The sequence below is a fragment of the Pseudomonas lopnurensis genome (assembly GCF_015070855.1).
Lineage (GTDB): Bacteria > Pseudomonadota > Gammaproteobacteria > Pseudomonadales > Pseudomonadaceae > Stutzerimonas > Stutzerimonas lopnurensis.
Map to the genome: position 1 here is coordinate 151,019 of NZ_JADDIX010000099.1, position 19,993 is coordinate 171,011.

Consider the following 19,993-nt stretch of genomic DNA (forward strand, 5'->3'; position numbering starts at 1 on the left):
AGGAACGAAGAAATGGCAAAACCGCGCAAACCCGCCGCTTTCATCAAGGACCCGCTCTGGTACAAGGATGCGGTGGTCTACCAGGTTCATCTGAAGTCCTTCTTCGACTCCAACAACGATGGCGTCGGCGATTTTCCGGGGTTGGTCGCCAAGCTCGACTACATCGCCGACCTGGGCGTGAACACCATCTGGCTGCTGCCGTTCTACCCTTCGCCACGGCGTGACGATGGCTACGACATCGCCGAGTACCGCGCGGTGCATCCGGACTATGGCACCATGGCCGACGCCCGGCGCTTCATCACCGAGGCGCACAAGCGCGGTCTGCGGGTGATCACCGAGCTGGTCATCAACCACACCTCCGACCAGCACCCCTGGTTCCAGCGTGCGCGCAAGGCGAAGAAGGGCTCGGCGGCGCGCAACTTCTACGTCTGGTCCGATACCGACGACAAGTACCAGGGCACGCGGATCATTTTCCTCGACACCGAGAAGTCCAACTGGACCTGGGACCCGGTGGCCCAGCAGTACTTCTGGCACCGCTTCTACTCCCACCAGCCGGACCTCAACTTCGACAACCCGCAGGTGATGAAGGCGGTGCTCAGCGTGATGCGCTATTGGCTCGACCTCGGCATCGACGGCCTGCGGCTGGACGCCATTCCCTACCTGGTCGAGCGCGACGGCACCAACAACGAGAACCTGCCCGAGACCCATGTGGTGCTCAAGCAGATCCGTGCCGAGATCGACGCCAACTATCCGGACCGCATGCTGCTGGCCGAGGCCAACCAGTGGCCGGAGGACACCCAGCTGTATTTCGGCGGCGAAGATGGCGGCCCAGGCGACGAATGCCACATGGCCTTCCACTTCCCGTTGATGCCACGCATGTACATGGCCATCGCCCAGGAGGACCGCTTCCCGATCACTGACATCCTGCGCCAGACGCCGGACATTCCGGACAACTGCCAGTGGGCGATCTTCCTGCGCAACCACGACGAACTGACGCTGGAAATGGTGACCGACCGTGAACGCGACTACCTGTGGAACTACTACGCCTCGGACAAGCGCGCGCGCATCAACCTGGGCATCCGCCGACGCCTGGCGCCGTTGCTCGAGCGCGACCGCCGACGCATCGAGCTGCTCAACAGCCTGCTGCTGTCGATGCCCGGCACGCCGGTGATCTACTACGGCGACGAGATCGGCATGGGCGACAACATCTTCCTCGGCGACCGCGACGGCGTGCGCACGCCCATGCAATGGTCGGTGGACCGCAACGGCGGTTTCTCCCGCGCCGACCCACCGAACCTGGTGCTGCCGCCGATCATGGACCCGCTCTACGGCTACTACACGATCAACGTCGAGGCCCAGCAGCGCGATCCGCATTCGCTGCTCAACTGGACGCGGCGCATGCTCGCCATCCGCAAGCAGTTCAAGGCCTTCGGCCGCGGCACGCTGAAGATGCTGGCGCCGGCCAACCGCCGGATTCTCGCCTACCTGCGCGAATTCACCGGGCCCGGTGGCGAGACCGAGATCGTCTTCTGCGTGGCCAACGTCTCGCGCTCGGCCCAGGCCGCGGAGCTGGAGCTGTCGCACTACGCCGGCATGGTGCCGGTGGAGATGGTCGGTGGCAGCGCCTTCCCGCCGATCGGCCAGTTGCCGTATCTGCTGACCTTGCCGCCGTACGGCTTCTACTGGTTCCAGCTGGCCCCCACCAACCAGATGCCCAGTTGGCACCAGGAGCCGGTGGAGACCATGCCGGACTTCCAGACCCTGGTGCTCAAGCGCCTGGATACGCTCAACACGACCTGCAAGCGCATCCTGGAAACCGATTCGCTTCCGGCCTATCTGCCCAAGCGCCGCTGGTTCGCCGCCAAGGACGTACCGATCGAATCGATCAGGATCTGCTACAGCGTGCCCTTCGGCGATCCGCAACGGCCGGTGCTGCTCAGCGAACTGTGCGTCGAGTCGGCGGGGCGCAGCGATCTCTATCAGCTACCGCTGGGCTTCCTCGACGAGGCCGATTTCGGCACCGCGCTGCCGCAGCAGCTGGCGCTGGCACGCGTACGGCGCGGGCCCCAGGTCGGCCTGATGACCGATGCCTTCGCCCTCGAGCAATTCGTCACCGGGGTCATCCAGGGCTTGCGTGACGAACGGGTGCTGCCGTGCAACGACGGCGAGATCCGTTTCGTGCCGATGCCGCAGCTCGCCGATCTGCAACTGCCGGCCGAGATCGAGGTGCGCTATGTCTCGGCGGAGCAGTCCAACAGCTCGGCGATCATCAACAATTGCGTGATGATCAAATTGCTCCGCCGCGTGGCGCCGGGCATCCACCCCGAGCTGGAAATGGGCACTTTCCTCACCGAGCGCGGCTTCGGCCATATCTCCGGCATGCTCGGCCAGGTCAGCCGGATCAACAAGCAGGGCGAGCCGGTGGCCCTGATGGTGGTTCAGCACTACCTGGACAGCCAGGGCGACGCCTGGGAATGGACGCTGAACAACCTCGACCGCGCGGTGCGCGACGAACTGGCCGGTGGCGTGTCGCTGCACGAGAACCAGTTCAGTGCCCTGGACGAGCTGGAAGCCTTCAACCGCCTGCTTGGCCAGCGTCTCGGCGAGATGCACATGCTGCTCGCCGGGGAAACCGATGACCCGGCCTTCGCCTGCGAACGCACGGACAAGAAGCAGACCGGGCAGTGGGTCAAGGACGTCAGCGCACAGCTCGAGCAGGCCCTGCAGCGGCTCGGCGAACATCGCAGCAGCCTCGAGCGCAGGGATGCCGCGGCCCTTGGGCAGTTGCTCGAGCGCCGCGAAGAGCTGCTCGCAGGCGTGCAACGTCTGGCCGCCGCTACGCTGGGCGGCCTGCGCACCCGCGTGCATGGCGATCTGCATCTGGGCCAGGTGCTGGTGGCGCAGGGCGATGCCTATTTCATCGATTTCGAGGGCGAGCCCTCGCGTCCGCTGGAGCAGCGGCGCGCCAAGCACAGCCCGTTCAAGGATGTTTCCGGCCTGTTGCGCTCTTTCGAGTACGCTGCAGCCATGACCATCCGTGGCGCGCAGATCAGCGACAGTTCGGCCGAAGCCGATCAGGTGCGGCAGAACATCGCCGCCATTTACCGGCAGACTGCGCACAGCGTCTTCCTCCAGGCCTATCGCGAGGCGACCGCGGAGCTGCCGCACGCCTGGCGCGACGAGAATGGCGCGAATGCTGCACTGCTGTTGTTCAGCCTGGAGAAATGCGCGTACGAGATCGTCTATGAGGCAGAGAACCGCCCGACCTGGCTGCCCGTCCCGCTGCAGGGGCTGGTGACGCTGGCCCAACAGCTTTTCGATGGAGGTTCAAATGAGTGATCGCCCGGTTCTGACCATGCCAGGGGAAACCCTGTTGCCCAGCGACGCCGATGTCGACGCGCTGGTGCGAGCCGAGCATGGGGACCCGTTTTCCATTCTCGGCCCGCACCCCGACGGCGACGGAATGGTGGTCCGCGCCTATCTGCCCAACGCACTCGGCGCCGAGGTGCTGGAGCGCAACAGCGGCCGTGTGCTGACGGCGATGGAGCAGGGGCAGGTGCCGGGGTTCTTCTTCGCCCGGGTGGAGCACGCGCAGCCCTATCTGCTGAAGATCCGCTGGGCCGGTGGCGAGCAGGTCAGCGAAGACCCCTACAGTTTCGGCCCATTGCTGGGCGAACTGGACATGCACCTGTTCTCCGAGGGCAATCACCGGCAGATCGGTCGGGTGTTCGGCGCCCAGATGATGGAGGTCGAGGGCGTTCAGGGCGTGCGCTTCGCCGTCTGGGCGCCGAATGCGCGACGCGTATCGGTGGTCGGCAATTTCAACGGCTGGGACGGCCGCCGGCATCCGATGCGCCTGCGCTTTCCGGCGGGCGTCTGGGAAATTTTCATCCCGCGCCTGCAGCCGGGCGATGTCTACAAGTACGAAATCCTCGGCCCCCACGGCATCGTGCCGCTCAAGGCCGACCCCATCGCGCTGGCCACCGAGCATCCACCGGGCACCGCCTCGGTGATCGCGCGGCCGCTGGAATACGACTGGAAGGACCAGGCCTGGCTGCAGCAGCGTGCTGCGCGCCAGTCGTATCAGGCACCGATGACCATTTACGAGCTGCATGCCGGCTCGTGGCGGCGCGAGGGCGGCGACGAGGGCCGTCTGTACGACTGGCACGAACTGGCCGAGCGCCTGATCCCCTACATCGTCGACCTGGGTTTCAGCCATATCGAGCTGATGCCGATCATGGAGCACCCGTTCGGCGGTTCCTGGGGCTACCAGTTGCTGTCGCAGTTCGCGCCCAGCGCCCGTTACGGCAGCGCGCACGACTTCGCCGCGTTCGTCGATGCCTGCCACAACGCCGGCATCGGCGTGATCCTCGACTGGGTGCCGGCGCATTTCCCCACCGATGCCCACGGCCTGGGTGAGTTCGACGGCACGGCGCTGTACGAATACGCGCACCCGTTCGAGGGCTTTCATCAGGACTGGGACACCTATATCTACAACCTCGGCCGCACCGAAGTGCACGGCTTCATGCTGGCCTCGGCGCTGCACTGGTTGCGCGAGTTCCATGTCGACGCGCTGCGCGTGGATGCGGTGGCCTCGATGCTCTACCGCGACTATTCGCGCAACGAGGGCGAATGGATTCCCAACCGCCACGGCGGACGCGAGAACCTCGAGGCCATCGAGTTCCTGCGGCACCTGAACGACGTGGTGGCCACCGAGACGCCCGGCGCGCTGGTGATCGCCGAGGAATCCACGGCCTTCCCGGGGGTGAGCAAGCCGACCCACGAGGGCGGCCTGGGCTTTTCCTACAAGTGGAACATGGGCTGGATGCACGACACGCTCAAGTACATCCATGAGGACCCGATCCATCGCGCCTACCACCACGACAAGATGACCTTCGGCCTGATCTATGCCTTTTCGGAACACTTCGTGCTGCCGATTTCCCATGACGAGGTGGTGCACGGCAAGGGCTCGCTGATCGACAAGATGCCCGGCGATCGCTGGCAGAAATTCGCCAACCTGCGCGCCTACCTGTCGTTCATGTGGACGCACCCGGGCAAGAAGCTGCTGTTCATGGGCAGCGAGTTCGGCCAGTGGCGCGAATGGAGCCACGACCGCGAGCTGGACTGGCATCTGCTCGACGAGCCGGACCATCGCGGCGTGCAGAACCTGGTGCGCGACCTCAACCGGCTGTACGGCCAGGAGCCGGCGCTGCACGAGCTGGACAGCGACCCCAGGGGCTTCCAGTGGCTGATCGGCGACGATCGCGCCAACAGCGTGTTCGCCTGGCTGCGCAAGAGTTCCACCGGGCATCCGCTGCTGGTGGTCGGCAACTTCACCCCGGTGGTGCGCGAGGGCTATCGCATCGGCGTGCCGGTGGACGCCAAATGGCTGGAGGTGTTCAACAGCGATGCCGAATGCTACGGCGGCTCGAATACCGGCAACGGCGGCGGCATGCTCGCCGAGCCCATCGTGAGCCATGGCGAGAAAGTGTCGCTGTCGCTGACCCTGCCGCCACTGGGGATGTTGGTGCTGCGACCGCAGGTGTAGCAGCGCTGCGTCGGGTGGGCTTCGGCCCACCGATGTGCCGACAACTGGTGGGCTGAAGCCCACCCTACGGTCAGGCTCTGCAAAAAAAGCATGTGAACACCGAGCCCGTAGGAGCCGGGGGGACGCCGAGTCCTTGCCGGCGATCGTCGGCGTTGCGGCGGATCGGCCGCAAGCGGGCTCCTATAAGTCCCCGGGGCTTTCATGTGGTGGGCTGAAGCCCACCCTACGGTTCCTGCCTGGAACCCCGCTTGGTGCGTGGAACGTACCCTGCAAACTGGTGCGCTCCGCGAGGCGAGGGCTACGCCCCACGCGGCGCCTGGGGCTGGTTGCCGCTGCGCAACTTCTTCGCCCGCGCTTCCAGCACCACGTAAACCAGGGTGGCCAGCAGCAGGGGGACCAGGAAATAGATCACCCGATAGCCGATCAGGCCACCGACGATGGCGCCCTTGCTCATCTCGTCGGCGAGCATGGCGACGAACACGGCCTCGATCACGCCAAGGCCGGCGGGGATATGAGTGATCACGCCGGCGATGCTGCTGATCATCAGGATGCCCAGCACTTCGGGGTAGGCGGCCTGCTGCGAGAGCATGTAGTAGACCACCAGGGCCATCAGCGACCAGTTCGCCGCGCCCAGCGCCATCTGCACCAGTGCCAGGCGCAGGGAGGGTAGGTGGATCTCATGGCCGCGCACCACCCAGTAGCGCTGCCGGGAGAAGCCGCACAGGCCAAGGTAGGCCAAGCATGCCAGCAGCAGGCCGACGCCGATCACGCGCAGCGCCGTGCCACCGATCTCCCAGTTCGCCGGTGGCTGGATCCAGCCCATGGTGAAGATCAGTCCGGCCAGCCACATGTAGCCCAGCCAGTTGGTCAACAGGCTCATGGTGAAGACCCGGGTGATCTGCGCAGGCTTGAGCCCCAACCGCGAATAGAGCCGGAAGCGCAATGCGATGCCGCCGACCCAGGCGCTCAGGTTCAGGTTGAAGGCGTAGCAGACGAAGGTCACCGGCAGGATCTGCCGCACCGGCAGGTCGTGACGGGCATAGCCCTTGCCGAGCACATCGAAGCAGCAATAGACCGCATAGCTGCCCAGGGCTGCGGCTCCGGCCATCCACAGGGTTTCGCCGCGGTAGTTGCGCAGCGTGCTGTAGACCTCCTGCCAGTCCAGATTGCGCGCCAGGCCGATCAGCAGGCCGATCACCAGGGCGAAGAACACATAGGTCAGGATCTTCTTGATCAGCGGCCAGCGGCGGCGCCAGCCGCTTTGCGCCTGGGCTTCGGTCGTCTGGCTCATCGTTGTTCTCGCTGCATGGGAGAAGAGGCCGCGTCCAGGGGGCGGTCGTCCGGATCGAGCAGCTCCAGCCGCGGCTTGTGCTCGGGGAACAGCGCCACCAGACCGGGGAAATGCCGCAGGAAGTGGAAGATCAGGAAGGCCAGCGGCGCCCGCCACCAGAAGCCGCGGACGATGCGCTCCAGCGGAATGCGCCGGCAGTCGCTTTGCAGCAGCGCGTCGAGCCGCTCGTGCAGGTGGCGGTTGAACACGTGGTCACGGATGATCAGGTTGGCTTCCAGGTTGAGCGACAGGCTCAGCGGATCGAGGTTGCTCGAACCAACCGTCGACCATTCGTAGTCGGCCAGCGCGACCTTGCCGTGCAGCGGCCGGCGGCAGTACTCGTGAATTTCCACGCCGTCACGCATCAGGTAGTTGTAGAGCATGCGTGCGCCGAACTTGGCGATGGGCATGTCCGGCTGACCCTGGAGGATCAGCCGGACCCGCACGCCACGCCGCGCGGCATTGCGAATCTCCCGCAGGACGCGATAGCCGGGAAAGAAATAGGCGTTTGCAATCAATAGCCTGGAGCGTGCATCTCGAATCGCCTGGAGATAGTGCTGCTCGATGTCGTTGCGGTGCTGATCGTTGTCGCGGATGACGAACAGCGCGCGCGCCTCGCCGCGGCTGACGCCGCCGTAGCCGGGCGCCTGCGGCCGCAACCGCCGCTGCCACCAACGGCGCGTCGGCTTGTCCGGGGCGATCTGGCCCAGCGCGAAGTGGTGGATGTCATGCACCACCGGGCCTTCCACCTGCAGCGCATAGTCCTGCTTGGCGCCAGGGCCGAAATCGCCCAGGTGATCGGCGGAGAAGTTGATGCCGCCGATGAAGGCGATCTCGCCGTCGACGACGACGATCTTGCGGTGCATGCGGCGAAACACGTTGAGGCGCCGGCCCAGCAGGCGCTTGCCGGGGTCGAACATGTGGATGCGGATGCCGACGTGGGTCATCTGCGTGACGAAGTCGCCGCTCAGATCCGCCGAGCCATAGCCGTCGACCGTGACGTCGACACTGGCGCCGTTCTCGGCGGCGGCGATAAGGGCTTTCTGTAGTTGGCTGCCGACGTTGTCCTGGAACAGGATGAATGTTTCCAGCAGCACCTCTTTCCGGGCCTGGGCGATGACCTCGAACACGCGGGGAAAGAATTCCTCGCCATTTTCCAGCAACTGAAGGCGGTTTCCATCTCTCCAGTGGAATTTCATAGATGTATCTCCACCGCAAGGGGCAGATGATCGGACAAGTGCGTCCAGGGTTTGTTACCAAGTATTTTTGCGTCATGGCTGCTGGCATTGCGCACGTAGATGCGATCCAGGCGCAACAGCGGCCAACGGGCCGGGAAGGTCTTGGCGACGCTGCCCTGGGAAACGGCGAACACCTCGTGCAGGCCGGCGCAGCGGTCGAGGGCCTGAGTGGCTTTCAGGCGCCAGTCGTTGAAATCCCCGGCGACTACCACCGGTGCGCCTTCGGGCAGCGAGTCGAGCAACTGGCAGAGCAGGTCCAGTTGCTGCTGGCGGTGGACTTCGCGCAGCCCCAGGTGCACGCAGATGGCATGGAACTCCTCGTGGCCGGGCACTTGCAGAACGCTGTGCAGCAAGCCGCGCCGCTCCGGGCCGGCGATGGAAATGTCGAGATTCTCATAGCGCAGGATCGGGAATTTCGACAGCAGCGCGTTGCCATGGTCGCCATCGGGGTAGACCGCGTTGCGCCCGTAGGCGAAGTCGGTCCAGATGCTGTCGGCGAGAAACTCGTACTGCGGCGTCGTCGGCCAGTTGTGAAAGCGCAGCGCGTGTTTCTCGTGGGTCCCGAGCACCTCCTGGAGGAACACCACGTCGGCCGCAACGCTGCGCACCGCCTCGCGCAGCTCCGGCAGGATGAAGCGGCGGTTCAGCGCGGTGAAGCCCTTGTGCGTGTTCACCGTCAGGATGCGGATCGAGTTGATTGCCGTGGCCATGTGCGCATCGAGGTCGGCGCTGTCGATTGGGTGATCTTTATCCAGAGTCAAGCGATTGCTCCTTCCAACTGGCCGGGCGTGGCCTGCAGGTTTTCATCCAGTCCGAGCCGGCGAAGCAGCTGCCTCGCGTCATAGGGCGCACGGACCTTCACATCGTTGTCGAAATAGCAGTACACCGCGCGCGAACGCCGCGGTGGTGGCTTGCTTGGGGTGATCAGCCGGGCGTCCTCGGGCTGCGATCCGCTGCTCCACAGGCGAATGCGCCGGCACCATTCATCCAGGGCCTGGTCGGTATAGCCGCTGGTATAGAGCTCCTCGGCGCCGTGCAGGCGGATGTAGACGAAGTCACTGGTCAGGTCCTCGTAATAGGGCCACTTGCCAGCGGTATCGGCGACCACCAGCGCCACGCGGTACTGGCGCAGCAGGGCGACGAAGGCGGGGTCGACGAAGCTCGGGTTGCGAATTTCCACGGCGTGGCGCATGCGCCGCTTGCGGTCGATCGCGAGATGGCTGCGGCCTTCCATGCGCGCCTCGCAGCCCTTGGCCACTTCCAATGCGGCGGCGGTGTCGTGGGGCAGCAAGCGCAGGAAAGCCTCGAACAGTTCGGGGTCGAACCTGAAGGAGGGCGGGAACTGCCAGAGGATCGGCCCGAGCTTTTCCCTGAGCTGGAACAGGCCCGAGGCGAAGAAGTTGGCGATCGGCTTTTGCACGTCGCGCAGGCGGAGTATATGGGTGACATAGCGCGGCGCCTTGACGCTGAAGACGAAGCCGTTCGGGGTATCGGCATACCAGTCGGCGTAACGCTCGGGCGTCTGCAACGCGTAGAACGAGCCGTTGATCTCGATGCTGCTCACCGCCCGCGAGGCGAAGCGCAACTCGTTCTTCTGCGCCAGCCCCTTGGGATAGACGTCACCTCGCCATGGTGCGTAACGCCAGCCGGATATTCCGATATGGATGGCGGTCATCGCTCGCCTGGACCTTAGGGTCTGTTGATGTTTCGTCGCGAGCCGCGTTGCTGCGCCAAATGGCGCCAGGCAAGGCGCGGGACGCAGGTAATGGTCGCTCCCTTGCCAAGTCCCGCAACGCCGCATGGCGCCATTTGGCGCGCAACCCGAAGGGCCGGGCCAGTTTTTGCGCGGCGCGGCGTTATTCGTCGTTCATTTGGAATAACCAAACTTCTCTCCTCATGCCTTGCTCCGTGCAAAAACTGGCTCCGGCGCGGCCGCGAACGAAACGTCAACAGACCCTAATTGGGATTCTGCATCGAAGTCGGATCGCTGGCCGGAAAGGTATCGGCGACGGCGTCGTCCACCACCGTTTCCTCGCTGCCATGGCTGTCACGTCGCTGTGGCTGAAGTTCGACCTTGATCCAGCCGTTCTCGCGCCGGTCGAATGCCTCGAAGGCGGCGATCACATCGTTCATCGGCTTGATCTGGGTGAGAATCTTCGCCGGATCGATGCGCCGCGCCTGGATCATCTCGATCAGCACAGGGATGTATTTGCGGTGATGGCAGTTGCCCATGTTGATGGTGATGTTCTTGTTCATCGCCATGCCGATGGGAAAGGTCATCGCATCCGGAGGGTAGACACCGATGATCGACAGCGTGCCGGCCTTGGCAACGCTCTGCACCGCCCATTCCAGCGCCTGGGACGGTGCGTCGCCGGGCTGCCAGAGGTGCCGGTGGCTGCCCTGGTCGTCGTCCGGCTTGTTCCCACAGCAGCCATGCTCGGCGTCGATGCCCACGGCATCGATCACGCGGTCGACGCCGATGCCGCCGGTCAGGCGCTTGAGCGTTTTCACCGGGTCCTCGCGATTGAAGTTGATCACCTCCGCGCCCTGGTGCTGGGCCATGCGCAGGCGGTCGTCCAACTGATCGATGGCGAATACCCGGCCGGCACCCAGCAGCTTGGCGCTGGCGATGGCGAACTGGCCGACCGGGCCACAGCCGAACACCGCAACGGTGTCGCCGCTGCCGACCTCGGCCATCTCGGCACCGAAATAGCCGGTGGGGAAGATGTCGGAGAGCAGGATCGCCTGGTCGTCGCTGACCTCCGGTGGCAGCTTGACCAGGCCGATATTGGCGAAGGGAATGCGCGCCTTCTCGGCTTGCAGCCCGTGGAAGGGGCCGGTGGCCGATGGGCCGCCATAGAAGGCGGTGCCGGCCTCCTTGCCATTGGGATTGGCACCGTCGCACTGGGCGAAATAGCCGGCACGGCAGTAGGAACAGTTGCCGCAGGCGATGGTGGACGGGATCACCACGCGATCACCGATCTGCAGGTTGCGCACGTCGGGGCCGAGCTCTTCGACGATGCCGACGCCCTCATGGCCGAGAATGGTGCCGGGTTGCATACCGCTGAAGGTGCCGCGTACGAAGTGCAGGTCGGTACCGCAGATGGCCGAGGCGGTGATGCGCACGATGGCGTCGGTGGGCGCTTCGATGCGTGGTTCGGGCACGTCTTCGAGGCGGATGTCGCCGACGGCATGGTAGACAACAGCTTTCATAACGACTCCCTATCGCACCCCTTGATCGCGTCAGGCCGTGTCAAGGGTGGGTGGTTGGTGAGCTACAGTCCTAGCCGCCGTAGGGGAAAGAACGCGGCGCGCGCTGCTGCCGCGATGCAGCGGGCCGCGAAATGCTCGGTACCGCGCTCACATATTCCGACTTCTCCTGGCTTTGCCGGTTCATCTTTTTTGTTGGCGACCGCGCGGGTAGCGGGTAGCGGGTAGGTCGGCGCTGAGCGCAGCGAGCCCAACAGGGATCGGCACGCACGTGTTGGGCTTCGTCGCTGCGCTCCTCAGCGGAACACCGCCCGACCCAACGCGCCCAGACCCAACGGCTATTGCCCACAGCAAGCAGCCGCGCCGCTGGGGTGGCGAACAGCGAGCGCTGGCGCGATCCCGAACGGCATCAAGGCAGCTCCAGGCTCCAGGGCAGTTCGCCGGAAAAGGCCTGGAGCAGATGGTCGATCATCACCCGCACCTTGGCCGGTGGCCGGCGCTCGGGTGGATAGACCGCGTAGATTCCGCCCGGCGAGATGCAGGGGTGGTCCAGTTCCAGCGCCACCAGCTCGCCGCTGCGCAAGGCGCTCGCGACGATGAACTGCGGCTGGTAGATCAGCCCCTGGCCGCCGATGGCTGCGGCCAGCAAGGCCTCGCCGTTGTTGGCGATCAGATCGCCGCTGACCGCTATTCGCACATCGGCGGCGCGACCGAAGGTCCAGTGCTTGCTGCCGACCAGGGTCGACAGGCTGTAACCCAGGCAGTTGTGCTGCGCGAGTTCGACGACCCGCCGTGGCACGCCGCGCTCATCCAGGTAGCGTGGCGCGGCGCAAACCAGCATCGTGCAATCGGCGAGCCGCCGGGCCTGCAGGAGGCTATCCTCGAGCCAGCCGATACGCACGGCCATGTCCCAGCCGCCATCGAGCAAGTCGATCTGGCTGTCATTGAGGCCCAGCTCCACCTGTACCGCCGGATGGCGGCGGCTGAAGGCCGGCATCAGCGGGGCGACGAAGCGCGTGCCGAACGACAAGGGCACGTTCATGCGCAACAGCCCGGTTGCCTCGACCCGCTGCGAGGCGACGCTGGCTTCGGCCTCGTCGATATCCGGCAGGATGCGCTGGCAGGCATCCAGGTAGCTGCTGCCGGCTTCGGTCAGGCTCAGGCGACGGGTGCTGCGGTGAAACAGCTTCACGCCCAGCCGCGCCTCCAGCGCATCGACGTGCTTGGTGGCCATGGCCGGCGACATGCCCAGGTGCCGCGCGGCGGCGGAGAGGCTACCGGCGCTGGCGGCACGGACGAACACACGCATGCTGGTGATACGGTCGAGCACGGCAGTTCCTACTCCTGGTAACAAGTGTTAGTGCTTTTTTGCAGGTTCTAGCACGCAGAAGTGTAATTCATACTGCCCGCCAAGTTCATTCAGTGAAGGAGCGTGCCATGGACACCGCAGCGGCCACCCCTCGTATGCCGACCCTTTTCGTGCCGCACGGTGCCGGGCCGTGCTTTTTCATGGACTGGAATCCGCCGACGGCCTGGAACGCCATGGCCGAGTTCCTCAAGGGTGTGGCCGCCAGCCTGCCGGCAAGACCACGTGCCATCGTGCTGGTCTCGGGGCACTGGCTGCAGGCCGAATTCCGCGTGACCAGCGCCGCACAACCGGGGCTGATCTTCGATTACTACGGCTTTCCGGCGCATACCTACGAACTGCGCTATCCGGCGCCGGGCAGCCCGGCATTGGCCGCCCGCGTCAGCCAACTGCTCGGCGATGCCCGCATTGCAGCCCGCGAGGACGCCGAACGCGGGTTCGATCACGGCATGTTCATCCCGCTGAAGCTGATGTTCCCCGCTGCCGACATTCCCGTGGTGCAATTGTCGCTGCGCAGCGATCTCGAGCCACAGGCGCACATCGAGGCCGGTCGCGCACTGGCGCCACTGCGCGACGAGGGCGTGTTGATCGTCGGTAGCGGCATGAGCTTTCACAACATGCGTGGCTATGGCGATCCACGCTTCGGTCCGATCTCCGACGAGTTCGACCGCTGGCTCACCGCCGCGGTCGAGTCCGCCCCCGAGCGACGCGACGCCGCGTTGCTGAACTGGGAACAGGCGCCCGCGGCGCGCCTCTGCCACCCCCCGCGCGCCGAGGAACACCTGATCCCGCTGCTGGTGGTGGCCGGAGCGGCCGCGGCATCGAGCGGGCGCAAGGTGTTCGGCGACCGCGTCATGGAAACCACACTGTCGGCCTATCGCTTCGGCTGAAGACCACCCCACATCTCCACAGGAGGAACGACGAATGCACACATCCCATGCCCGCATCGTTGCAGCGAACCCGCAACGACTGATCAAGCGGCTGTGCAACCACTGGCGGCACAAGTTTCCCGTGCAGCTGGACGAGCAGAGCGGGGTGATCGAACTGCCGCTCGGCCAGTGCAGCCTGAGCGCCGGAGAGGGCTACCTGGATGCGCGATTGCAGTCGCCCGATCAGGAGCAGATGCACCGCATGCAGACGGTGGTCGCCGATCATCTGGCGCGCATGGCGGGCGACGAGCCGCTGGCCATCGACTGGCGGCACTGAAGCATTTCCGGCGGCAGGCGCCGTCATCCGAAAAGGGATAGCCAACGATGGTCAACGACTCGAGAGACCGATACGGCAGCATCTCGCGCTCCTTCCACTGGCTGATGGCCCTGCTGATCGTCTGGCAGTTCCTCAAGCTCGGCGATCGCATCGCCGAGGGCGAGCACTGGATCGGCCAGGCGCTGGTGCCCTGGCACGTTTCGCTCGGCGTGCTGCTGATGATCCTGGTGGTGCTGCGGATTCTCTGGGCGGCCAGCCAGCTCAAGCGGCGGCCGCTGCACGCTCCGGCCACGGCCCTGCTGGTCAAGGGCGGCCATCTGGCCCTGTATGCCTGCATGGTGCTGATGCCGATCACCGGCGTGCTGTTCATGCTGGGCAATGGCTACGGGCTCAAGGTGTTCGGCATGCAACTGGCCGAGAAAGGTCCGGAGATCGCCTGGGCGGCAACGCTAGGCGGCCTGCATTCGCCGCTGGCATGGCTGACCGTGCTGCTGGTCGTCGGCCATATCGGTATGGCGTTCTATCATCGCCTCGCCAGGCGCGACGACATCATGCAGCGCATGTTCTGAACTGTTCGAGCACACCCGCTGCGCCGAGGCGCATTCGCGGGTAGGTGGGTGCTGAGCGCAGCGAAGCCCAACTGGGATCGGCACGAATGCGTTGGGCTTCGTCGGTTCGGCTCGAGAAAGTCTACTTCCCGTTCAGGGCGAAATTGGGCAGCGACTCCACCGGCTGGGTGAAGCGGAAGGGGATCGACACCATCGCCTTGCCGTAGGGTTTCTGCACCACGAAATGCAGGTGTGGCCCGGTGCTGCGCCCGGTGTTGCCGGATTGGCCGAGCAGCGTGCCGGCCTTCACCGGCTGGCCCGGCCGAACCTGCACCGAACCGCGCCGCAGATGCAAATAGGCACTGTGGGTGCCGTCCTCGTGTGCGATACGCACGTAGTTGCCGGCCGGGTCGGGCAGGCGTCCACCCTGGCCGTTGCGTATTTTCACCACGGTGCCCGCCCGCGCCGCCATGATCGGCGTGCCCACCGGCATGGCGATATCCACCGCGTAGCGGCCGCTCGGCGAGTTGTGGCTGAAGTCACCTCCGGCCCCCTGGGAAATGCGGAAGGGGCCGCCTTGCCAGGGCAGTGCGTAGGCCGGCCCGGTTACCGACCCGGGCTGGTCCGGCTCCGGCGAGAAGATCAGCGCGTAGCTGAACGAATGCTTGAACATGATCGGCCCGCCTGGCTGCCGCTTGCTCAGCGTGGCCACGCGCACACGGCTGTTGGCCGGCACCGTCTGGCGGATCATGCCCTTGCCGACACCCGCGACGTTCACCATGCGCGTGAGTCGCAGCGTCACGTTCACCGGCACATCCAGGGTATTGCTGACGTCCATCGCCTTGCCGCTGCCGGCGCGGTTGATGAACAGGCGCACGCTGCCGGGCTTGCCGGTGGCGTTCGGTTGATTGCCGTTGGCCAGCGCAGACGACGCCGGGGCAAGGCCCAGAAGCAATAGCAGCGGATAGACGAGCGGTCGCAGAGAGAGCATGACGTGATCCATCACGGAAGGGACAACCTGCCGGCGGCGGGCAGGACGAATCCGTTGGTTCGTTGAAGATGGCCGCGCTCGTTCTGGGACTTGGGTCACACCTCAGGGTTCACGACCGTGCGTCGGGTTGGCGAGGGGGCGAAATGGATCGACAGCCCAGAACAGCCGGTGCGCCTCACTCTTCCTCCTTGATCAGCTCCAGCAACAGCAGGGAGCGCCCGGTCACCGCGTATTCGTCGTTGAAGTCGAAGCGCTCTGGCCGCGCGGCGGGGGAGTTGGAGTCCACCAGGCGGTTCCAGAACACGCCCTGGGGCACTTCCGGGAGGGTGAAGTTGACCAGGTCGTGGTGGGCGTTGACGATGATCAACAGCGTCGCATCGGAGCCGGCGCGCCTGATGCCGGTGGGCTGGGCGCGGCCGTCGAGGAGCATGCCCATGCAGCGGTTGTTGCCGTCCTCCCACTGTTCGATGGTCATTTCCTCGGCATTCGGCGACAGCCAGGTGACGTCCTTGACGCCCAGTTCTTCGTTGTAGGCGCCGACCAGGAAGCGCCCGCGGCGCAGCATCGGGAAGCGCTGGCGCAGGCGGATCAGCTTGCGCACGAAGGCCAGCAGGCCATGGCTGTCGTCGCTGATGTCCCAGTTCACCCAGCCGATTTCGCTGTCCTGGCAGTAGGCGTTGTTGTTGCCGTGCTGGGTACGGGCGAACTCGTCGCCGGCGACGATCATCGGCGTGCCCTGGGAGAACAGCAGCGTGGCGAAGAAATTGCGCATCTGCCGATAGCGCAGGACGTTGATTTCGGGGTCGTCGCTGGGACCCTCGACGCCGTGGTTCCAGGAGAGGTTGTTGTCGCTGCCGTCGCGGTTGTCTTCGTCGTTGTCTTCGTTGTGCTTGTGGTTGTAGGACACCAGGTCCTTGAGTGTGAAACCGTCGTGTGCGGTGACGAAGTTGACCGAGCTGAACGGCCGGCGGCCGCGCTGGTTGAACAGGTCGCCCGAGCCGGTGAGGCGGCTGGCGAAGTCGGCGAGCTGCCCGTCGTCGCCTTTCCAGAAGGCGCGCACCGTGTCGCGGAACTGATCGTTCCATTCCGCCCAGCCCGGTGGGAAGCGGCCGACCTGATAGCCGCCGGGACCGCAATCCCAGGGTTCGGCGATCAGCTTGGTCTTGGCCAGCACCGGGTCCTGGCGGCAGGCGACGAGGAAGCCGTGGCGCTCGTCGAAACCCTCGTGCTCGCGGCCGAGAATGGTCGCCAGGTCGAAGCGGAAACCGTCCACGTGCATCTCGGTGGCCCAGTAGCGCAGCGAGTCGGTGACCATCTGCAGCACGCAGGGATGGCTCATGTCCAGGGTGTTGCCGGTGCCGGAATCGTTGATGTAGTAGCGCTTGTCGTCGGGCATCAGGCGGTAGTAGGAGGCGTTGTCGATGCCGCGCATGGACAGCGTCGGGCCCCGCTCGTTGCCTTCGGCGGTGTGGTTGTAGACCACGTCGAGGATCACCTCGAGGTCGGCATTGTGCAGGTGCGCGACCGTTTCCTTGAACTCGCTGATCTTGCCGCTGGCCAGGTACTTCGGGTGCGGTGCGAAGAAGGCGATGCTGTTATAGCCCCAGTAGTTGGCCATGCCTTTTTCCAGCAGGTGCTGGTCCTGGACGAAGGCATGGATGGGCAGGAACTCGATCGACGAAACGCCGAGCTTGCGGATGTAGTCGATCACCTCCGGCGTCTTGATGCCGGCGAAGGTGCCACGCAGCTCATCCGGCACCGCCGGATGGCGCATGGTGTAGCCGCGCACATGGGTCTCGTAGATGATGGTGCGGTCCCAGGACACCTGCACCGGATGGTCGCGGCCCCAGGTGAAGGCCGGGTCGATGATCTTGCACTTGGGCACGAAGGGCGCGCTGTCGCGCTCGTCGAAGCTGAGGTCGCCATCGGCATGCCCGATCGTGTAGCCGAACAGCGCCTCGGACCAGCGCAGCTCGCCGACCAGCTGCTTGGCGTAGGGGTCGATCAAGAGTTTGTTGGGGTTGAAGCGGTGGCCGGCGTCCGGCTCGTAGGGGCCGTGCACGCGATAGCCGTAGATCTGCCCCGGATGCGCGTCGGGCAGGTAGCCGTGCCAGATCTCGTCGGTGTATTCGGGCAGTTCGATGCGCTCGATTTCGGTTTCGCCGCTGGCATCGAACAGGCACAGCTCCACTTTGGTGGCGTGGGCGGAGAAGATCGCGAAGTTGACGCCCAGGCCGTCCCAGGTGGCACCGAGGGGGAAGGGCAGGCCCTCGCGAATCCTGGATGGTGTCATGACCTGGGGGGCTTGGGGCTTTTTCTTGCTCATGATATCTCCACGGGCGGATTCTCGAAGGCGAGCGGCTCCAGCTGCCGGCATGGGCGATCATTCGACCGACCCGATGCCGACAAGGTGCCGCCGTCGGTCAGCTGTCTTTCTTGACGCGTGGCGTGCGGGGCTTCTTGGGGGTTTCCGCGGAGCCCGTGGTGGCCGGGGCCTCCGTTTGGGCCGCGGCGCGCGAGGCGCGTGGCTTGCCGGCAGGCGCCGCCTTGGCTTTGGGTGTGGCGTCGGTGGGCTTGGTGGCGGCCTTGCGGGCGCGGCTGGCGGGCTTGGCGGTGGGGATGCCGTTTTCCGCCTCGACCAGTTTGCGCGCCATTTCCCAATGGCGTGCCTCCTCGCCATGCGGACAGCCTTCGGATTGCCAGATCTGGTAGGCGAACTCGCGGATACGTTGCTCTTCTGACTTCATTGTTGGGATTCTCCTGTGGGACTGATGGACGTATGCAGGACGGCCACCGACAGGCTGTCCAGAACCCGCGCAGCATCAAGCCTCGCTTGTTTGGATGTGACTGTCGTTGCGTCGAAAAGTCGCTTGAATTCACTACCGCCCAGCGCCTCGGGGAGCACGACCCGGGTATCGCCCCAACGCTGGCGGGGAACCATCGGCACCGGACTGTCCGCCAGCAGGTCGGCGGTCAGTCGAGGCACCACTACAACCAGCCATTCGCCATGCCGCTCGCGGGCGAAGGCGAGCAGGTGCGCCGCCTGTTCGCCTTCCACCGCGAGCGGCAGATAGCGCCCTTCGCTGAACAACCGTGGATAACAGCGGCGAAGCTGCAGGGTACGGTTGATCAGCCATTGCTTGATGCGACCATCGTGCCAGCTGACCAGCAACTGGTCGGGGTGGGCATCGCTGTCCAGCGAAGCCCGGCGCGCGGCAAAATCCACCGGCCGCCGGTTGTCGGGATCGACCAGGCTGAAGTCCCAGTATTCGGTGCCCTGGTAGAGGTCCGGCACGCCCGGTGTGGTCATGCGCAACAGGCTCTGCGCGAGGCTGTTGAGCGCACCGGCGGGGGCCAGCTCGGCAGCGGCGGCGGCGATCTCCGCGCGCAGCGCCGCACCTTCCGCGTTCAGCAGCAGGTGCTCGGTGTAGCGCCGGCAGGCGCCTTCGTATTCGCCGTTGGGGTCGCTCCAGGTGCTGCGCAACTTGGCTTCGCGCACCGCCTTTTCCTGCCATTGGAGAATACGCGCGCAATACGCCTCCATGCCCCTGGCATCGTCCGGAGCAAGCCCCAGTGGCCAGCTGCCGAGCAGGATCTGCAGCAGCAGCAGTTCATCGCCGGGCGAAGGAGCCGGCCCTTCGTCCAGCTCCAGCCGCTGTGCCGCGGCCAGTTCGCGCCAGCGCCGCACCTTGCCGGCGAACCACTCGGCACGCTCGCTGAGCACGGCGATGCGGGCGCGGGTATCCTCGCCACGCTTGTGGTCGTGGGTGGCGGTGGCCAGCAGATTGCGCGGATAGTGTTCGGATCGCCACCGGCATTCATCGTGGAAGGCGTCCACCGACGCGCTGAAACACTGCGGGTCGAAGCCGACGTCATTGCGCGAAAGCAGGATGCCGGAGCGATAGCAGGCGGTGTCTTCCACGGCCTTGGCGGCGGCGGGCGAGGTCAGCTGCTGGAAGCGTATGCAGGCATGGCGGCGCAACTTGCGCAGCGGCCCGCGCGGCAGGTTGCGCAGGGGCTCGCCGCCGAGCCAGCGCTCCAGGTGCTCGAGCAGCGGCCAGTCGGCTTCGCCCAGGGTGCTGCGGGCGCCTTCCAGCGCCTGCTGGAAGAACGGCTCATCGGCGTTGCGCCGCCCGGGCGCGGCGATATAGGTGCGGTACACCGGGAAATGAATGATCAGTTCGAGCAGCGCGCGGCGGATCGCGCCGAGGGTGATGTCGCGGGTCATCACGTCGCCACGGGCCACTTGCAGCAGTGCCTGGGCGACGCTCTCGAAGTCGCCCGCCAGCGGCCCGGTCAGTACCAATTGGCGGGCCTGGCGGGCTTCCGCCAGGAAGTCGGCGCTGCGCCCGCTGGTGTCGCTCCAGAGCGCGCAGAGCGGCGCTGCGCCGGCCGGGTCGTGTTGCAGCAGCGACACCTGGTTCATGAATTCGTAGCCGGTGGTGCCGTCCACGCCCCAGTCGTCGGGCAGGCGCTCGCCCGCGGCGAGAATCTTCTCCACGTAGATGGGGACGTGGGCCTGCAGCGCTTGCGGGGGGCGCCCGGCATTCAGCCGG

General features: G+C 65.6%; 14 protein-coding genes and 1 pseudogene (1 of these 15 only partly in view). 5 read left to right on the forward strand and 10 right to left on the reverse strand.

Annotated elements, in window-relative coordinates:
• Window positions 1-12: 12 nt before the first annotated feature.
• A complete protein-coding gene (treS, locus tag IN820_RS21535; RefSeq protein WP_193682934.1) occupies window positions 13-3,339 on the forward strand; it encodes a maltose alpha-D-glucosyltransferase in 3,327 nt (1,108 codons plus the stop codon).
• A complete protein-coding gene (gene glgB / locus IN820_RS21540) occupies window positions 3,332-5,548 on the forward strand; it encodes a 1,4-alpha-glucan branching protein GlgB (protein ID WP_193682935.1) in 2,217 nt (738 codons plus the stop codon). Before treS ends, glgB begins: the two co-directional genes overlap by 8 nt.
• A 298-nt stretch (window positions 5,549-5,846) precedes the next feature.
• On the opposite strand, the gene IN820_RS21545 is transcribed toward glgB, so the two are convergent.
• From IN820_RS21545 to IN820_RS21570, 6 genes are all read right to left on the reverse strand, one after another.
• Window positions 5,847-6,839, reverse strand: coding sequence for a lysylphosphatidylglycerol synthase domain-containing protein (locus tag IN820_RS21545; protein ID WP_193682936.1), 993 nt, complete (start codon window positions 6,837-6,839; stop codon window positions 5,847-5,849).
• Window positions 6,836-8,077 (reverse strand): cardiolipin synthase ClsB, encoded by a 1,242-nt coding sequence (gene clsB, locus IN820_RS21550; protein WP_193682937.1) that lies wholly within the window; start codon window positions 8,075-8,077, stop codon window positions 6,836-6,838. Before clsB ends, IN820_RS21545 begins: the two co-directional genes overlap by 4 nt.
• On the reverse strand, window positions 8,074-8,877 hold the full coding sequence (locus IN820_RS21555; protein WP_193682938.1) for an endonuclease/exonuclease/phosphatase family protein: 804 nt from the start codon (window positions 8,875-8,877) through the stop codon (window positions 8,074-8,076). The genes clsB and IN820_RS21555 overlap by 4 nt, the downstream gene beginning before the upstream one ends.
• Window positions 8,874-9,791, reverse strand: coding sequence for a DUF72 domain-containing protein (locus IN820_RS21560; protein WP_193682939.1), 918 nt, complete (start codon window positions 9,789-9,791; stop codon window positions 8,874-8,876). The genes IN820_RS21555 and IN820_RS21560 overlap by 4 nt, the downstream gene beginning before the upstream one ends.
• 281 nt (window positions 9,792-10,072) lie before the next feature.
• Window positions 10,073-11,329, reverse strand: a complete 1,257-nt coding sequence (locus tag IN820_RS21565; RefSeq protein WP_193682940.1) for a zinc-dependent alcohol dehydrogenase — start codon at window positions 11,327-11,329, stop codon at window positions 10,073-10,075.
• A 406-nt stretch (window positions 11,330-11,735) separates the two neighbouring features.
• A complete protein-coding gene (locus IN820_RS21570; RefSeq protein ID WP_193682941.1) occupies window positions 11,736-12,656 on the reverse strand; it encodes a LysR family transcriptional regulator in 921 nt (306 codons plus the stop codon).
• A gap of 107 nt (window positions 12,657-12,763) precedes the next feature.
• Here IN820_RS21570 and IN820_RS21575 point away from each other — a divergent pair, with 107 nt between their 5' ends.
• From IN820_RS21575 to IN820_RS21585, 3 genes are read left to right on the forward strand one after another with little or no spacing between them, the layout of a single operon-like run.
• Entirely contained in the window at window positions 12,764-13,582 is an 819-nt protein-coding gene (locus tag IN820_RS21575; protein WP_235989221.1) for a DODA-type extradiol aromatic ring-opening family dioxygenase, read from the forward strand.
• Between the two features lie 34 nt (window positions 13,583-13,616).
• Complete coding sequence (locus IN820_RS21580; protein ID WP_193682942.1) at window positions 13,617-13,898, forward strand: DUF2218 domain-containing protein; 282 nt, start codon at window positions 13,617-13,619, stop codon at window positions 13,896-13,898.
• A 47-nt stretch (window positions 13,899-13,945) separates the two neighbouring features.
• Complete coding sequence (locus IN820_RS21585) at window positions 13,946-14,467, forward strand: cytochrome b (RefSeq protein ID WP_193682943.1); 522 nt, start codon at window positions 13,946-13,948, stop codon at window positions 14,465-14,467.
• A gap of 121 nt (window positions 14,468-14,588) precedes the next feature.
• Here IN820_RS21585 and IN820_RS21590 read toward each other — a convergent pair whose 3' ends face one another.
• The 4 genes and pseudogenes from IN820_RS21590 to IN820_RS21605 form a co-directional block, all read right to left on the reverse strand.
• Window positions 14,589-15,437: a M23 family metallopeptidase gene (locus IN820_RS21590; protein WP_193682944.1), complete on the reverse strand. Its 849-nt coding sequence runs from the start codon at window positions 15,435-15,437 to the stop codon at window positions 14,589-14,591.
• 175 nt (window positions 15,438-15,612) lie between these two features.
• On the reverse strand, window positions 15,613-17,763 hold the full coding sequence (gene glgX / locus IN820_RS21595) for a glycogen debranching protein GlgX (protein WP_193682945.1): 2,151 nt from the start codon (window positions 17,761-17,763) through the stop codon (window positions 15,613-15,615).
• Window positions 17,764-17,860: 97 nt separating this feature from the next.
• Complete coding sequence (locus IN820_RS21600; RefSeq protein WP_193682946.1) at window positions 17,861-18,184, reverse strand: DUF2934 domain-containing protein; 324 nt, start codon at window positions 18,182-18,184, stop codon at window positions 17,861-17,863.
• Window positions 18,181-19,993, reverse strand: a pseudogene (locus IN820_RS21605) (malto-oligosyltrehalose synthase) (it continues 1,006 nt past the right edge of the window). Before IN820_RS21605 ends, IN820_RS21600 begins: the two are co-directional and overlap by 4 nt.

What these genes read in the sequence shown, in the direction of transcription:
- IN820_RS21560 (WP_193682939.1), bottom strand. Translation starts at nt 9,791, where the DNA reads ATGACCGCCATCCATATCGGAATATCCGGCTGGCGTTACGCACCATGG.
- clsB (WP_193682937.1), bottom strand. Translation starts at nt 8,077, where the DNA reads ATGAAATTCCACTGGAGAGATGGAAACCGCCTTCAGTTGCTGGAAAAT.
- glgB (WP_193682935.1), top strand. Translation starts at nt 3,332, where the DNA reads ATGAGTGATCGCCCGGTTCTGACCATGCCAGGGGAAACCCTGTTGCCC.
- treS (WP_193682934.1), top strand. Translation starts at nt 13, where the DNA reads ATGGCAAAACCGCGCAAACCCGCCGCTTTCATCAAGGACCCGCTCTGG.
- IN820_RS21575 (WP_235989221.1), top strand. Translation starts at nt 12,764, where the DNA reads ATGGACACCGCAGCGGCCACCCCTCGTATGCCGACCCTTTTCGTGCCG.
- glgX (WP_193682945.1), bottom strand. Translation starts at nt 17,763, where the DNA reads ATGAGCAAGAAAAAGCCCCAAGCCCCCCAGGTCATGACACCATCCAGG.
- IN820_RS21600 (WP_193682946.1), bottom strand. Translation starts at nt 18,184, where the DNA reads ATGAAGTCAGAAGAGCAACGTATCCGCGAGTTCGCCTACCAGATCTGG.
- IN820_RS21590 (WP_193682944.1), bottom strand. Translation starts at nt 15,437, where the DNA reads ATGCTCTCTCTGCGACCGCTCGTCTATCCGCTGCTATTGCTTCTGGGC.
- IN820_RS21580 (WP_193682942.1), top strand. Translation starts at nt 13,617, where the DNA reads ATGCACACATCCCATGCCCGCATCGTTGCAGCGAACCCGCAACGACTG.
- IN820_RS21545 (WP_193682936.1), bottom strand. Translation starts at nt 6,839, where the DNA reads ATGAGCCAGACGACCGAAGCCCAGGCGCAAAGCGGCTGGCGCCGCCGC.
- IN820_RS21585 (WP_193682943.1), top strand. Translation starts at nt 13,946, where the DNA reads ATGGTCAACGACTCGAGAGACCGATACGGCAGCATCTCGCGCTCCTTC.
- IN820_RS21565 (WP_193682940.1), bottom strand. Translation starts at nt 11,329, where the DNA reads ATGAAAGCTGTTGTCTACCATGCCGTCGGCGACATCCGCCTCGAAGAC.